The 14730-nt window shown below is 45.9% G+C and carries 17 protein-coding genes; 6 read left to right on the top strand and 11 right to left on the bottom strand.

Going from position 1 to position 14730, the window contains the following annotated elements; translation table 11 throughout:
* Positions 1-48 precede the first annotated feature (48 nt).
* From frr to rpsB, 4 genes are all read right to left on the bottom strand, one after another.
* Complete coding sequence (gene frr, locus ACP7FG_RS00535) at positions 49-606, bottom strand: ribosome recycling factor (RefSeq protein ID WP_054488165.1); 558 nt, start codon at positions 604-606, stop codon at positions 49-51.
* Between the two features lie 31 nt (positions 607-637).
* A complete protein-coding gene (gene pyrH / locus ACP7FG_RS00530; RefSeq protein WP_222237006.1) occupies positions 638-1372 on the bottom strand; it encodes a UMP kinase in 735 nt (244 codons plus the stop codon).
* Between the two features lie 103 nt (positions 1373-1475).
* Positions 1476-2354: a translation elongation factor Ts gene (gene tsf, locus ACP7FG_RS00525; protein WP_054488167.1), complete on the bottom strand. Its 879-nt coding sequence runs from the start codon at positions 2352-2354 to the stop codon at positions 1476-1478.
* 15 nt (positions 2355-2369) lie between these two features.
* Positions 2370-3098: a 30S ribosomal protein S2 gene (rpsB, locus tag ACP7FG_RS00520; RefSeq protein WP_054488169.1), complete on the bottom strand. Its 729-nt coding sequence runs from the start codon at positions 3096-3098 to the stop codon at positions 2370-2372.
* A gap of 286 nt (positions 3099-3384) precedes the next feature.
* On the opposite strand from rpsB, the gene map reads away from it, so the two are divergent.
* Genes map through dapD form a run of 3 tightly spaced genes read left to right on the top strand, consistent with a single transcriptional unit; the run spans position 3385 to position 7665 of the window.
* A complete protein-coding gene (gene map / locus ACP7FG_RS00515) occupies positions 3385-4173 on the top strand; it encodes a type I methionyl aminopeptidase (protein ID WP_054488170.1) in 789 nt (262 codons plus the stop codon).
* 18 nt (positions 4174-4191) lie between these two features.
* Positions 4192-6831 (top strand): [protein-PII] uridylyltransferase, encoded by a 2640-nt coding sequence (gene glnD / locus ACP7FG_RS00510; protein WP_439225203.1) that lies wholly within the window; start codon positions 4192-4194, stop codon positions 6829-6831.
* A gap of 9 nt (positions 6832-6840) precedes the next feature.
* Positions 6841-7665, top strand: coding sequence for a 2,3,4,5-tetrahydropyridine-2,6-dicarboxylate N-succinyltransferase (gene dapD, locus ACP7FG_RS00505; RefSeq protein WP_054488173.1), 825 nt, complete (start codon positions 6841-6843; stop codon positions 7663-7665).
* A 3-nt stretch (positions 7666-7668) separates the two neighbouring features.
* Here the strand turns inward: dapD and truC are convergent, their stop codons facing one another.
* Together truC and ACP7FG_RS00495 are read right to left on the bottom strand one after the other, a co-directional pair.
* Positions 7669-8379: a tRNA pseudouridine(65) synthase TruC gene (truC, locus tag ACP7FG_RS00500; RefSeq protein ID WP_439225202.1), complete on the bottom strand. Its 711-nt coding sequence runs from the start codon at positions 8377-8379 to the stop codon at positions 7669-7671.
* Positions 8380-8381: 2 nt separating this feature from the next.
* Positions 8382-8726, bottom strand: coding sequence for a YqcC family protein (locus ACP7FG_RS00495; RefSeq protein ID WP_054488177.1), 345 nt, complete (start codon positions 8724-8726; stop codon positions 8382-8384).
* Between the two features lie 93 nt (positions 8727-8819).
* On the opposite strand from ACP7FG_RS00495, the gene ACP7FG_RS00490 reads away from it, so the two are divergent.
* Positions 8820-9851, top strand: a complete 1032-nt coding sequence (locus tag ACP7FG_RS00490; protein WP_439225201.1) for a DUF3549 family protein — start codon at positions 8820-8822, stop codon at positions 9849-9851.
* The gene (locus ACP7FG_RS00485) at positions 9851-10162 is read left to right on the top strand and encodes a DUF3301 domain-containing protein (RefSeq protein WP_199494887.1); all 312 of its coding nucleotides are present in this window, start codon (positions 9851-9853) and stop codon (positions 10160-10162) included. The genes ACP7FG_RS00490 and ACP7FG_RS00485 overlap by 1 nt, the downstream gene beginning before the upstream one ends.
* Here ACP7FG_RS00485 and ACP7FG_RS00480 read toward each other — a convergent pair.
* The 4 genes from ACP7FG_RS00480 to syd form a co-directional block, all read right to left on the bottom strand.
* Positions 10133-10447, bottom strand: a complete 315-nt coding sequence (locus ACP7FG_RS00480) for an Mpo1-like protein (protein WP_439225200.1) — start codon at positions 10445-10447, stop codon at positions 10133-10135. The two genes, ACP7FG_RS00485 and ACP7FG_RS00480, sit on opposite strands and share 30 nt — an antisense overlap.
* 5 nt (positions 10448-10452) lie before the next feature.
* Positions 10453-11133: a GNAT family N-acetyltransferase gene (locus ACP7FG_RS00475; protein ID WP_222235466.1), complete on the bottom strand. Its 681-nt coding sequence runs from the start codon at positions 11131-11133 to the stop codon at positions 10453-10455.
* Positions 11134-11166: 33 nt separating this feature from the next.
* Positions 11167-11283 (bottom strand): DUF3192 domain-containing protein, encoded by a 117-nt coding sequence (locus ACP7FG_RS00470; RefSeq protein WP_439225199.1) that lies wholly within the window; start codon positions 11281-11283, stop codon positions 11167-11169.
* A gap of 133 nt (positions 11284-11416) precedes the next feature.
* Complete coding sequence (gene syd, locus ACP7FG_RS00465; RefSeq protein ID WP_224797298.1) at positions 11417-11965, bottom strand: SecY-interacting protein; 549 nt, start codon at positions 11963-11965, stop codon at positions 11417-11419.
* Positions 11966-12024: 59 nt separating this feature from the next.
* Between syd and queF the strand changes: the two genes are divergently transcribed.
* Complete coding sequence (queF, locus tag ACP7FG_RS00460; protein ID WP_222235469.1) at positions 12025-12849, top strand: NADPH-dependent 7-cyano-7-deazaguanine reductase QueF; 825 nt, start codon at positions 12025-12027, stop codon at positions 12847-12849.
* A 4-nt stretch (positions 12850-12853) separates the two neighbouring features.
* On the opposite strand, the gene ACP7FG_RS00455 is transcribed toward queF, so the two are convergent.
* Entirely contained in the window at positions 12854-14632 is a 1779-nt protein-coding gene (locus tag ACP7FG_RS00455; protein WP_439225198.1) for a M61 family metallopeptidase, read from the bottom strand.
* Positions 14633-14730: the final 98 nt, after the last annotated feature.

The raw sequence follows: 14730 nt of genomic DNA, 5'->3' as shown, positions 1-14730 counted from the left end.
AGTATACCTGACACGGCGTCATAGACCAACGTAGGTAAGGTTTGATGGTTAAATTTCCATCAAGTCCTCTTCTTTTGCTTTCAACGATTCATCAATTTGCTTGACGTATTTATCCGTCAGTTTTTGAATCTCATCTTCAGCACTACGTTCTTCATCTTCAGTAATTTCTTTTTCTTTCAGAAGGTCTTTAATATCGCTGTTCGCGTCACGACGAATATTGCGTACCGCCACTCGCCCCTGCTCTGCTTCCGCGCGCACAATTTTAACCAGGTCGCGACGACGCTCTTCAGTCAATGGTGGCAAAGGGATGCGAATAACAGCTCCGGCTGATGCCGGGTTTAACCCCAAGTCCGAATTAATAATTGCCTTTTCAACCGCAGCTGAAGCCGACTTGTCAAATACGGTCAACGCTAAAGTTCTGGAGTCCTCGGTGGTGATATTAGCCAACTGTTTCAGCGGAGTGTCAGTACCGTAATAGTTCACCATAACACTATCTAAAATGCTGGGGTGAGCTCGTCCCGTGCGTACTTTCGACATTTGACTACGCAATGACTCAACACTTTTTTCCATGCGATCTTTAGCGTCTTCTATAATTTCTTTTATCACTGTCTTATACCCTTCTATTCAATAGCGGCAATTACTCTGCGTCTTTACTAATTAGTGTACCTTCTTCTTCACCCATAATCACGGCTCGTAAAGCACCCGGCTTATTCATATTAAACACCCGTATAGGCAAAGCGTGGTCTCGCGCCAGAGTGAATGCCGCTAAATCCATTACTTTTAACTGTTTTTCCAGTATATCATCGTAATTAATATGCTTATACAAGGTTGCATCCGGATTACCCACAGGATCATCCGAATAAACCCCATCAACCTTCGTTCCTTTAAGAACAACTTCAGCTTCAATTTCAATTCCGCGTAAACACGCCGCTGAGTCTGTCGTAAAGAAAGGGTTGCCAGTTCCGGCAGAGAAAATCACCACCCGACCTGACTTTAATAAACTAATAGCTTCTGCCCAGTTATAGCTGTCACAAACACCCGTTAATTCAATAGCTGACATTAAGCGAGCGTTAACAAAAGCACGATGCAGAGCGTCACGCATTGCCAGACCATTCATCACTGTTGCCAACATACCCATATGGTCGCCCACAACACGATTCATACCAGCTTTGGCTAAACCTTCTCCACGGAATAAGTTACCGCCGCCAATGACCAAGCCTACCTGAACCCCAAGTTCAACTAATTCCTTAATTTCCTGTGCCATACGATCAAGCACTTTAGCATCAATGCCAAATGGTTCGTCCCCCATAAGGGCTTCACCACTGAGTTTTAACAATATGCGTCGATAACTGGGTTTCGGATGGGTGCTCATCATTGCCTCTACTCTTTCCTTTAGTTTAAAAAAAACCGCGTCCTGAACGCTCAAGACGCGGTTTATAATTTTCTATTTCATGGGGCTGGTCGAGACCACGCTGTTAGCCTTTGCTCGCTGCCGCCACTTGTGCCTGAACTTCAGAAGCAAAATCTTCTTCTTTACGTTCAATACCTTCACCCACTTCAAAGCGAACGAAAGTAACAACATCGGCACCAGCTTTCTTCAGTAACTCACCAACAGTCATTGATGGATCTTTCACGAAAGGCTGACCAGTCAGGCTGATTTCACCGGTAAACTTACGCATACGGCCTTCAACCATCTTTTCAGCGATTTCTTTCGGCTTACCGCTTTGCATTGCGATATCAACCTGAATAGAACGCTCTTTCTCAACAACTTCAGCTTCAACGTCTTCAGGCTTAACAAACTGTGGATTACTTGCTGCAACGTGCATACATAAGTCACGAGCCAAGTCTTCATCACCACCGGTAAGAGCAACTGCAACACCGATGCGAGCACCGTGAGTGTAAGTTGCAACAACATCGCCAGCTTCAAGAGTTTGAACACGACGAACGTTCATGTTCTCACCAATTTTAGCCACTAAGTCTTCACGAGTTTTCTCAACCGTTTGACCACCGATGTCAGTCGTTTTTAACGCTTCAACGTCATTTTCTTTGTTAGCAAATGCAACGTTAATGACTTTATCGCCAAATGCCAGGAAGCTGTCGTCACGTGCTACGAAGTCAGTTTCGCAGTTTAGCTCAACTAACGTTGCCTGGTTGCCTTCAGACTTAACTAAAATAACACCTTCAGCTGCAACACGGCCTGCTTTCTTCGCTGCTTTGGCCTGACCGCTTTTACGCATCAGGTCAATTGCCGCTTCCATATCACCGTCGACTTCCTGCAATGCTTTTTTGCAGTCCATCATGCCAGCGCCTGTGCGCTCGCGCAGTTCTTTTACTAGAGCTGCTGTAATTGCCATGATTCTATTCCTCGATTATTCAGTTGCTTCGACGAAATCGTCAGAGTCTTTTGCTTCAACTTGCGCTGTACGTGCTTCTTTTACCGCTTCTGCAGCAGTGTTCAAATACAATTGAATTGCACGGATCGCGTCATCGTTACCCGGAACAATGTAATCAACACCGTCAGGGTCAGAGTTTGTATCCACAACAGAAACAACTGGAATGCCCAGGTTATTAGCTTCTTTAATAGAGATGTGCTCGTGATCAGCATCGATAACAAAAAGAACGTCAGGTAAGCCGCCCATGTTTTTGATACCGCCTAAGCCTTTTTCCAGCTTTTCCATTTCACGAGTGTTAACCAAAGCTTCTTTCTTGGTTAGTTTGTCGAATGTTCCGTCCTGGCTCATTGTTTCAAGGTCTTTTAGACGCTTGATTGATTGACGAACTGTTTTCCAGTTAGTCAACATGCCGCCTAACCAACGGTGGTTTACATAGTACTGACCACAGTTAATAGCTGCTTCTTTAACCGCTTCTGCTGCTGCGCGCTTAGTACCAACAAACAGGATTTTACCTTTGTTTGAAGCAACGTGCTGCATGTAGCTCAACGCATCGTTGAACATAGGCACAGTTTTTTCGAGGTTAATGATATGAATTTTGTTACGAGCACCAAAAATGTAAGGTTTCATTTTTGGATTCCAGAAACGAGTTTGGTGACCGAAATGGACACCTGCTTTCAGCATGTCACGCATTGACACGTTAGCCATAATATTTTTCCTTTTTAGGGGGTTAAGCCTCCATACATCCCATAAGCCGACTTGTTCTTAGACAAGCACCCCGCCTTATGTGTCGATGTATGTGTGGATTATCATTTACATACAAGTTTACTTTGTTGGCATAAGGCCAAAAAAGCGTGCGTTTTATACCATAACGAGCACACTTACACAACAAAAAACGTTACTTAACTTATGTTTTAACCCGCCTCAAAGATAGCGAATTCTATCAGTCGCTGTTAAACTGTCGGCTTTTCCAGCAGTCACGGACAGGAAGAGAATGACCATCTCAATTAAGACACCCGAAGAAATCGAAAAAATGCGCGCTGCAGGCAAGCTTGCCGCTAGTGTTCTTGAAATGATTGGTGAATACGTAAAACCCGGTGTAACCACAGAAGAGCTGGACGATATCTGCCACAAGTATATTACTGACCATGGCGCTTACCCTGCTCCGTTAAATTACCATGGGTTCCCTAAGTCCATTTGCACCTCTGTTAACCATTGTGTCTGCCACGGTATTCCTGGTCCCAAAAAGCTTAAAGATGGCGATATTATGAACATTGATGTCACCGTAAAGCTTGATGGTTACCACGGCGACACCTCAAAAATGTTTGTGGTAGGTAAGCCTACTATTATGGCAGAACGTTTGATTAAAGTGACCCAGGAGTCCCTTTACAAAGCGATAGAAATGGTCAAGCCAGGGATCAAGCTCGGCGACTTTGCGGAAGTTATTCAAAAGCACGCGGAAAGCCACGGCTACTCAATTGTCCGCGAATACTGCGGACACGGTATTGGCTCCGTGTTTCATGAGGATCCACAAATTCTTCATTATGGCCAGGCAGGTACCGGCGAAGAGTTAAAAGCCGGAATGTGCTTTACTATCGAGCCTATGGTTAACGTTGGCAAGCGCCACACGAAACTGATGAAAGACGGCTGGACCGTACTTACCAAAGATCGCAGTCTGAGTGCACAGTGGGAGCACACTCTATTAGTCACGGATAACGGTGTAGAGGTTCTCACATTACGTAATGACGAACCTGACTTAGCGCGAGTTATCGAGCACAACTAACTGACTTCAGGGGGTATTATGGCTGATGTTGAACAGGATAAAGACTTCCATGGCCGTTGGCCTGACAGAACTCATACCCCTTGCATTAAAGACTATAAAGCACTTCTGGAGAGCTACCGTAACTGGTCTGCGGCGCGTTTTGTTACGGCCGACATTGATGAGCTTGTTCATCACCGTTCGACATTTTTTGATCAGCTCATTTGCCAATTGTGGCAACAGTTTAAACTTAACAATGAACCCGCCACTATATTAGCTGTTGGCGGTTATGGCCGTGAAACACTGCATCCGGGTTCAGATATCGATTTACTCATTTTAATTGCCCCCCAGAGCGAAGACGCTGAAACCAGGTTGTCTGAAAAGCTCAGTCAGCTTATTACCTTTTTATGGGATCTTCATTTAGATATTGGCCATTCGGTACGCACCATCGACGAATGTTTTAGTCAATCAGAAAACGATATTACTATTGCTACAAACCTTATTGAGAGCCGTTACCTTCATGGCTCTGAGGATCTTTATAACGAATTTCATCAACAATTATTGAATGACTTTCCATGGTCGAGCCGAGACTTTTATCAAGCCAAACTTGATGAGCAAAAACAACGACATCAGCAATATCACAGTACGTCCTATAATCTCGAGCCTAATATCAAATCAAGCCCCGGTGGACTGCGTGACATCCAGACCGTTGGCTGGATTGCTAAGCGTCACTTCCGCACCCATTCAGATGAAAACCTGGTTGAATACGGTTATATGACGGCCGATGAGTTCGTCGAGCTACGTGACTGCATGAACTGGTTATGGCGCATCCGCTTTGCCCTCCATCTTGAAGCTGGTAAACGCGAAGACCGCCTTTTATTTGACTTTCAGCCCGGCGTAGCGGTTCGCCTGGGTTATGGCAATGACGGTAAAGCATCCGTCGAAACCATGATGAAAGATTACTTTAAAGTGGTTCTTCGTGTCAGCGAGCTCAACCAGATGTTACTGCAATTCTTTCATCAGGCCATACTGGGCACACAGGACTTACAACACGCAGAGCATATTAGCGATGACTTTGCGGTCTCAAATGAGTTGCTCACCGCACGACATGACAACGTATTCGACGACCACTGCAATATTGTCCGGGCTTTTGTCTGCATTGCCGAACACCCACAGATAAAAGGCATCCATTCAAATACCATTCGTTTACTCAGAAACGCGCGCGCTCAGTTAACCGAGCCTCTTAGCCATGACCCTGAATGCAGAAACCTGTTTAACCAGCTCATTCAGCATCCCCGTGGCTGTGGCCTGGCGTTTGCACTTATGCATCACCACAGCGTATTGGCCAGTTATTTATCCCAGTGGCAACAAATTGTGGGGCAAATGCAGTTTGATCTGTTCCACGCTTACACTGTTGATGAACACACTTTTCGTCTGGTGAGAAACCTATACCGCTTCAGCGACGAAGACTACCAGGACCAGTTTCCCTTATGCGAAAAGCTGGTAGCACAGATGGATCGTCGTTACTGCCTTTATTTAGCGGGTATTTTCCATGATATCGCCAAAGGCCGCGGAGGTGATCACTCTGAATTAGGCGAAATGGACGCGCGCAACTTCTGTCATCAGCATGGTTATGACGAAGAAGACGCTGAGTTGGTTGCCTGGCTGGTAAGACACCACTTAACCATGTCAGTTACCGCGCAGAAACGTGACATTCATGATCCTGAGGTTATACAAGACTTTGCTAATCAGGTTTCAACGCTCGAGCGGCTGGACTACCTTTATTGTCTTACGGTGGCCGATATTCGCGCAACCAATCAGTCGCTCTGGAATAACTGGAAGGCAACCCTGCTGGAAGAGCTATACAACGCAACATCTTATTTGCTGCAACAAGACAGTAATAAACCAACTCTGGATATTCGCCAGAAAATAAACGAAAACAAAGCCAATGCAATGGCTTTGCTGTTAAGTGCCGGGTTTGAAAAGTCAGAAATTCTCGCTTTGTGGGGCCGTTTTACTGCCGATTATTTCTTCCGGCATACGCCAGAGCAGATCAGCTGGCATTCACAGCATATATTAAACTTGCCGACCGACCAGTTACCACTGATTCTAATTGGTGATGAAAACAACTATGGTACAACCGAGCTGTTTATTTATCATCATGAAGAAAGCCACTTGTTTGCGTCTGTTGCCGGTGTTCTGGATAGCCAGCAGTTAAATATTCTGGATGCACAAATCCTTGCCACCCGTGACGGTTTTGTCATGGATACTTTCGTTGTACTGCAACGGGACGGCAAGCCATTGACAGAACCGCAGCGCATTGAAGAAGTCAAACAACAATTGCTGGACGTTCTGCATAAACGCATACCTGTCCCCAGTACAAAACGCCCCTTGTCACGGCGCATGAAAAACTTTTCAGTAGCCACAGAAGTGACATTTATACCAAGTAAGCATCACGGTCGCACAACCTTTGAGCTAGTAACTCTGGACAGACCCGGCCTTATTGCTAAACTTGCGGCTATTTTACAGCAACAAAATGTCACCTTACTTGCCGCAAAAATTACCACCATAGGCGAGCAGGCAGAAGATTTATTCATTGTCACCACGGAGCAACAAACCGCTTTGGACGACAAGCAGAAACAAACGTTAAAAAAACAAATTATCAAAGACCTGGAGTTTTAAATTCTTATCATGGAAAACATAAAACAACGCATCATCGATGCATTTGAACAACGTGACCAGCTCAACGCCCATACTGAAAATGACGACTTGCGTGAAGCAGTTCGCTACGTCATTGACGAGATTGACCGCGGTGAGTTGCGAGTCGCTGAAAAAATTTCGGGCGAGTGGGTTGTTCATCAATGGTTGAAAAAAGCCGTTCTGCTGTCGTTTCGTTTAAACGACAATGACCTAATTGAAGGCGGCGAAACACGTTTCTGGGACAAAGTTCCGGCTAAATTTGCTGATTATGACAGTGCTCGTTTCCGTGCCGAAGGCATGCGTGTTGTACCGCCGGCTATGGTGCGTAAAGGCGCCTTTATTGGCCGCAATGTCGTTGTTATGCCGTCATACGTGAATATTGGAGCCTATGTTGGCGAAGGCACTATGGTTGATACCTGGGCTACTGTCGGCTCCTGCGCACAAATCGGTAAAAATGTGCACCTTTCAGGTGGCGTGGGTATCGGTGGTGTATTAGAGCCACTGCAAGCCAACCCGACCATCATCGAAGACAACTGCTTTATTGGTGCGCGTTCAGAAATTGTTGAAGGCGTTATTGTTGAGGAAGGCGCTGTTATTTCAATGGGCGTTTACATTGGCCAGAGCACACGCATTTATGACCGCGAAAATGATCGCATTCTATACGGTCGTGTACCTTCAGGTTCCGTTGTTGTACCAGGTTCATTGCCTTCTGCAAACGGAACGCACAGCCTTTACGCTGCCATCATTGTTAAGCGGGTTGATGCTAAAACTCGTGCCAAAGTGGGTATCAATGCCCTGCTACGCAGCGCGGAATAGTCATTATTCAGTAAATGGCCGATGAAACTCATCCGGCAGTGGTATTTCCAGGTTAACGGGTTCGCCACTGACCGGATGTTTAAAGCTCAATGCAGTTGCCGCCAGTAATAGACGATTAATATCGAAGTGAGAGCGGAAGAAGTTGTTGTGCCGGCCATCCCCATGGTTGGTGTCACCAACAATGGGATGTCGAATGTGTGCCATGTGTCGGCGTAACTGGTGCTTACGTCCCGTTTCTGGTTGTAACTGAACCAATGAATAACGCGTGGTATCGTGTTTTTTGCTGACCTTATAAGGCAATTCAACCTGCTTTAAGCATTTATAATGCGTCACCGCCGGCTGTTTTTCTTTATCGGTATCCGCGTCAGCGTCCGCTAATTTATCCAGTTCTTCTTTTAGCGCGTAATCAATAGTACCGCTTTCAGCTACATAACCTCTGACGACCGCATGATAGGTTTTTCTTACCTCACGAGCGGTTAACTGTTCAGTCAAAGTTCGTGCGATATCACTACTAAGAGCAAAGGTGAGTAACCCTGACGTTGGCCTGTCCAGCCGATGCACAGGGTAGACATGACGCCCCAATTGGTTTCGCAGCATTTGCATAGCAAATTCACGGGCACCGCTTGCTATGCGGCTTCGGTGAACCAGTAAGCCACTGGGTTTATTAATAACAGCTAAATGTTCGTCTTGGTAAACAAGTTCTAACTGCTTCACCGTTAGACGTCTTCCTGCAGAGGGTCAGTGCCACTTAGCAGCACATCAAACTCACGGATTAAAGCGATAAGTTGTTCGTATTGTTCAAGCTCGTTACGGTAGGTATGAGCAGCCATTGGACTAACCGCGACGCCCTCAGGCAAAGGTCGTTGACTGTCGACCAGAGACCACATCCGCGGCAACATAATAAATTGCAGCCACTGATGAAACTCCAGCGTATCAACAGCAAAAGGCTGCTGACTTTCCAAAGCCTGCACGGGAGGCTGGTGAGACTGCCATAAGCCAAGACTGTTCAGTTCGCGCTCTATTCTATCAAGTAATCGAGCGGCTTTCTGATACTGCTCCATATCAGACTCCGTTACCACATCATTGTATAAACCGATATAATGGCGCCATAGTGATTTAATACGCCTTAAAATTCAAGCAAAAAGGGAGCGCCTGTGTCAGCACCGACCATCACCACCTTGGGTGAGTTTTTGCAAGCCGGCCAAGCAGAGTACAAAATTTTTGATATTGGCAGATGCCTTACTGAACTGTCTCAGGATGATTTTGCTGCTATTGAGCACCAGCAACGTCCTTACCCCTACCCGATAGCCAGACAGGCTCAACTGGCGATATTGTTTCAGCATAAGCAGCATGATCAGCAGCCTTTCATCTGGTTTTTGCAGTTCCCTCTGGATGAGCGCGGGCTTTTAAATTTAGCGGCACGTAATCAATACCTTGAATATGTGGTTAACGCATTGGGCCACGAAATTACCGGTGAGATGACCGAGGAGCAACAAAAGCAACTGCAGCAGAATCCTTATTTACTCACACCTAATGAGCATCAGCGGGCTGCGTTGCATGCACGGGTTCAGCGTCAGCTAAAGCTGTCACCGTCAATTCACTTTGAGACCGCGGAAGCTTACTTAAAACAACCGGAAGCTGACATTGACTGGCAGCAAATTGGCTTACAAGGCCTGCACGACTGTGCAGCCCGGTTAGAGCAACTGCCAGAATTGAGCGAAGCCATAGCAACACATTTTTCGACTTACCCTAAAGCGGTAAGACAGCCGCTCGCCGTTGCCCTTGAACAGCAAAACATCACGCCACGACTACGAGATTCATTGCTTGAGCATGTTAAGAGCAATGATGCACTGCTTTGTACAGACAGCCTGAGAGCGTTAGCTTCCGTTGCAGCTCACCCGCGCGTACAAAAGTCCGTCAACGAGACCATTCCTGATGCAAACGCTGACCAACTGGTTGTTGTCGCCGCCCGATTATGGCCCGTACTTAACGATGAGCACAGCTTGTTAAGCTATTTAGATGCAATCGCTTCACTGGATAACGCCCTGTTTGATGCGTTATTTCAGGACATTATTGCCTTACCGGATATACGTCCCCTGCTTCTGTCTATATTGGCACAGCAGAAACAGTCGGAAGCCGTTGGCGAAGCTTTAAACCGATTAAAACAGCAAACCCGGAGCGCTTGATGAACTTACTTGATGTTATTGTTTTTCTCGGGTTGGCAACCGCAGTATGGGTTTTCTGGCAACATCGCCAGCAGTCGGAAAGCGCGCAGAAACACGCTGTTTTTTATTGTAAACAGCAAGGTTTGCAGTTTCTGGATATTCGTCGTGAGGATACCCGATGGTCTTTTAAAGGAAGCCAGCCGGGCTGGCGAAGTACATTTAAAATGGGGTTTAGCAGCGACGGAGAAACTCGTTATGAAGGAGAACTAACCCTTCATAACCAGCGCTTAGTTGGTGTTGAGTTACCGCCGTTTCGAATTCCCGGTCAATAATTTAACCCAGGCATCTTTATACATAACCCAGTCACCCAGTAAGCTATATAAAGGATACTGAAAAGTGGCTGGCTTATTCTTCTCAAACACAAAGTGACCCAGCCAGGCAAATCCATAACCAATAATCGGCAAAGCCAGCAACCACCAATAGTTAGCGCTAACCAAAGCGTAAACTAACACAGCCAACACCAGGGTGCTGCCAATATAATGTAGGATCCGACAACGCTTGTCAGAGTGCTCTTGCAAGTAGTAAGGGTAAAACTCTTTAAAACTGGAATAACTCATTAGCTTTAATCTTCTTGCCTAGGGTAAAAGAGTACTTCACCGGGTAGCTTTTCAACTTCTATCTGGGCCTGCAAACGGTAACCGCGCTTCTTGAAAAATGCCTGATAATCAGAGCGGGTGACGTAAACTGCAATGCCCTGAGATTCAGGATCTTCTTCAAATACCGTTTTAGCAGCCTCAACCAATAAATGCCCTACCCCTTGAGATTGATACTGCGGCGCTACGGCAATAAAAGCTAACATATGGTAGGGAACATCGGGCATCGCTTGCTGAATAAGACGCTCTTTTTCAAGCACCTGTCGGGTACTTAAAAAACCTGCAGTCAGCAGCATACTAATGCGCCAATGCCAAAAACGACCAGGACCAAAGCTCTTACCAGGACGGGTGAGACAGGCGACACCTAATAGTGTGCCGCCGTCACGGATACCAATAATGGGTTGTCCACTTTCCCAAAACGCATTCAGATCTTCACGAATTGCGGCTCGTAGACGCTTTTCGTAATCCGGCTTATCGGCCCGAAAAATCTTTTGCAACAATTCATCGTCATAGTAAGTCTGAAACAAAAGCGAAGCCGCTAATTTAAGATCTTCGGCAACAAGATAGACAAGCTCTCCCTGAATATGCTCGCTGCTGTTCTCACTTGCCTTATCGATTTCACTTTCTGTTTTTTCGGTTAAGCCTTGCATAACAACCACTGATTAGTTTTTTATAACACCAAGTTAACCATTTTTCGGGATCCTGTCGAGAGCCATTTCTCCGGTACCTGCCAGGGTATCGTCAATGAACACAATAGCCGTGCACTCATCACGGGTCGTCATACCGTCAGCATGCTTCATGTTCTCCTGATTATTTTATTAATAAGTTTGCTTCAATATATTTTCAGCAGTTCATTTAAAGCAAGCTTCAGGCCAAAACGTAACTCTATGTTTTTATTCTTTTTATATTTTTCAGGTTTTGCTAATTTGCTAATTAATCGTTATTTTCACTAATTTTAGGCTCGCATTCATTGAGCCACCCAGACAAAGAGTCGGCAAGGACTTCATGCTGTTCCTTCCCCACCCATTCAAGTCCAATAGCACCGCTGTGGTTATCTATCGACAACAATAAGTCGTCGTTATCTGCTCCTAACCCAATAAACACCGTTTCTGGCTGTTTTAACCGGCGTTTCATTAAAATATGTCCGGTTATATTTGCCAACAACCGCTCACCATCTTCTTCACTTTGGATCTGTAATAAATGTATCGGATGTCCCTGATAAGAAAGCGCCAGGTCGCCCGCATACCAGCGCCCAAATAGCGCTTTAATGCTGTCATGGAAGGTTGTTTCTAAGGCTTTTTCCAGCTCATCAAAAGCCAGAGGCTTAGCTTGTAAAGACGGTGTCCATTCAACCGTATCGTCATCAATAACCTCGCCATATATTGGACTGCTCCACTCTTCTACATACTCCGTATAACGGACAGGAACCTGATTTTGATAACGCTCCATTAAGGCATCGATAGTTTCTTCTAACGTCTTCATCTGGCACTTACACCTAAGAAAATTTACAATAAGGGCATTGTACTTACGGAGCGACTTAAATGCCAAAGAAGCACGCACTCGACCACTTATCGCTGGGGCAAAGCACAGACTACCCGAGTGAATATGACCCGAAGCAGCTACAACCTGTCCCCCGCTCGCTGAATCGTGAGCCCATTGGTCTTGTTGGTAAGCTGCCTTTTTCCGGTGTCGACTTATGGACTGGCTACGAAATATCCTGGCTGAACTCAAATGGCTTGCCACAAGTCGCTGTCGGTTACTTTGAAGTGCCTGCGGAAAGTCCGAATCTCATTGAATCAAAGTCCTTTAAGCTTTATTTAAACAGTTTCAATGACTCTCATTTTGGCTCCTGGCAAGAGGTTCAGGTAGTTATGGAAAAGGACTTATCTGCATGTGCCGGAGCCAGGGTCAGTGTTACCTTAAAGCCCTTGTCTGAGCTAGAAGGTGAATCCATTGCAACCTTTCCCGGTCTTTGTATTGATAAGCAGGACATCACAATTTCGCAATATGACTACCAGCCGTCATTATTAATAACGGAGCATAATGAGACAGAAGAGAAGCTACACAGTCACCTGTTGAAGTCTAACTGTCTTATCACGAACCAACCCGACTGGGGATCCGTCTATATTCATTACCAGGGGCCCAAGTTGGATCATGCGTCATTATTGGCGTATTTGGTCTCATTCAGGCGCCACAATGAATTCCACGAACAATGCGTTGAACGTATTTATCAGGACTTAAAGGCGCTGGGGATGAAAAAACTGACGGTTTATGCCCGCTATACTCGCCGCGGAGGCCTCGACATAAACCCATTTCGTTCGGACTTCGAACCAGCGCTGCAGATGCAGCGCATGGCTCGACAATAAAACCTTAGGCATTAGGATGAGGAATTTGTAACCATTGAAGAAACCGGGCCTGTTGCTCAGCCGTTGGCTCATCCACAGGCTCAATTTTCGCATCTGTGGCGGGTTTGGCTTTCACGCTCAAGGTTTTTTCATGCAACTGGTCACGACGGAAGAACGTAACAGTTATAGACTCTCCTGCCTCATACTCTTTAAAAGCATCGCTGAAACGACCATCAACCACTTTGTGTCCGTCAAAGGCGATAATAACGTCACCGGGGGTAAAGCCAGCTTCCCACGCGGGGCTTCCTTTACTAACACGAGTCAGTTCCATACCGCCGCTTGTGTCATTAGCATTCCAGCCTGCCCACACTTCTGGCTCGTCATCTTTCTCATAAACCAGTTCCAAACCAACTCGTTCCAACATGGTTTCAAACGGAATATCGGCAGGCGTTTCAACATTATTCTGCCACCAGTTCTGCCAGGAGCGGCCTGTCAGCTCTTTTAGAATGGTTAATACATCCGCGGCAGTAAAACCTTCATGGTCAGCATCAAAGCGCTGATAGAGTTCATTATGAACATCGCGGTAACTCACTTCACCTTCAGTTGTTTCCAGAAGTTCACTGTCCAGCATCCAGGAAACCAGCGCCCCCTCTGAATAAATATTAACTGAGTCGTTATGAGCCCTGTCACCGTATTGGTCTATCCATGCTTCAAATGACGCCTCAGCTACCGACATCTCTTCACGCCCCGGTTTCGCTTTGTGCCGATCAATACTTGTGGCCACACGTTCAAAGTATTCTGACGGTTCCATAATGCCTGCGTGTAACAACAGATGATTCTGGAAATAACTGGTGGAGCCTTCTGCTATCCAAAATAAATCTGTGTAGTTTTCTTTTTGATAGTCATAAGGAACTAAACCACTGGGGCGGTATGCTTTTACGTTCCAGGTGTGAACAAACTCATGCGATGCTGTCGACATAAAAGACAGGTAGTCATCGCGGCTGGCAAAGCTATAACGTGGTCGCTGAATTACCGTGGAGTTCTTGTGTTCCGTTGCGCCACCGGCACCAGTTGTTGCGTGGATCATGAACACATAACGCTCGAACGGATAATCACTCCATATAGAATCACCAGTTCCCACCAGCTTTTTTAAATCTGAAACCGTCTTTTCAGCATCGTAATTTCCTTCCCCCCAGAACACCACTTCGTAGTTCCGTTCATCCTGAGTAAATGCATAGTGCGTGTTAATACCGGTCTCTATTGGGGAATCAACAAATACATCCCAATTCTGGGCAGTAAACTGATGATCTCCCTGGCGCTCCATTCCCGAGTAGCTTTTCCAGTTCTCAGGAACGTCAAGAGAAACTGAAATTGGTTCATTGCGCCACGCGTCGGCATACATAAATACGGCAGATGCATCCAAATAAGCGTGAGTGTCGTCTATATGGCGACTACGACGCCCCAACTGATTCGCATAGATTTCGTAATCAACGGTAACCTCACCGCTTTGCTCTGGCAGGTATATGCGCCAGGTACTTTTATCAACTTTTTCCCAACGCAGTTCTTCACCATTGCTGCGCACTTCAAAGTCGCGCACGCCATTCGCCAAGTTTAAAATTCGGTAATAACCTGTTCTCCAGGCTGGCATTTTTATATCCAGGAACTTTTCTTCGCTGGCCGGAAAAGTAATTGAAACCTCACCTTTATGGTGTTCTGGTTGCGTCAGGTCAATTTTATAATCGGTATTTGCCAATACTACTGAAGGGGCTAACATAACACCAACAGCCAATAAGCTCTTACGCACAGTCAGTCTCCGTTAATTTCGAGTTTTTTGTTAGTCTGTTTTTGCAAAGACTACCACAATTCACCAATAGTAAATAAATTCAGATAGGTTAGACTTTA

The organism is Idiomarina sp. ST10R2A5 (assembly GCF_051842325.1).
In the GTDB taxonomy this organism is placed as follows: Bacteria; Pseudomonadota; Gammaproteobacteria; order Enterobacterales; family Alteromonadaceae; genus Idiomarina; species Idiomarina abyssalis.
The sequence above is the reverse complement of the archived record's forward strand: the minus strand, read 5'-3'. Positions and strand labels throughout refer to the sequence as shown.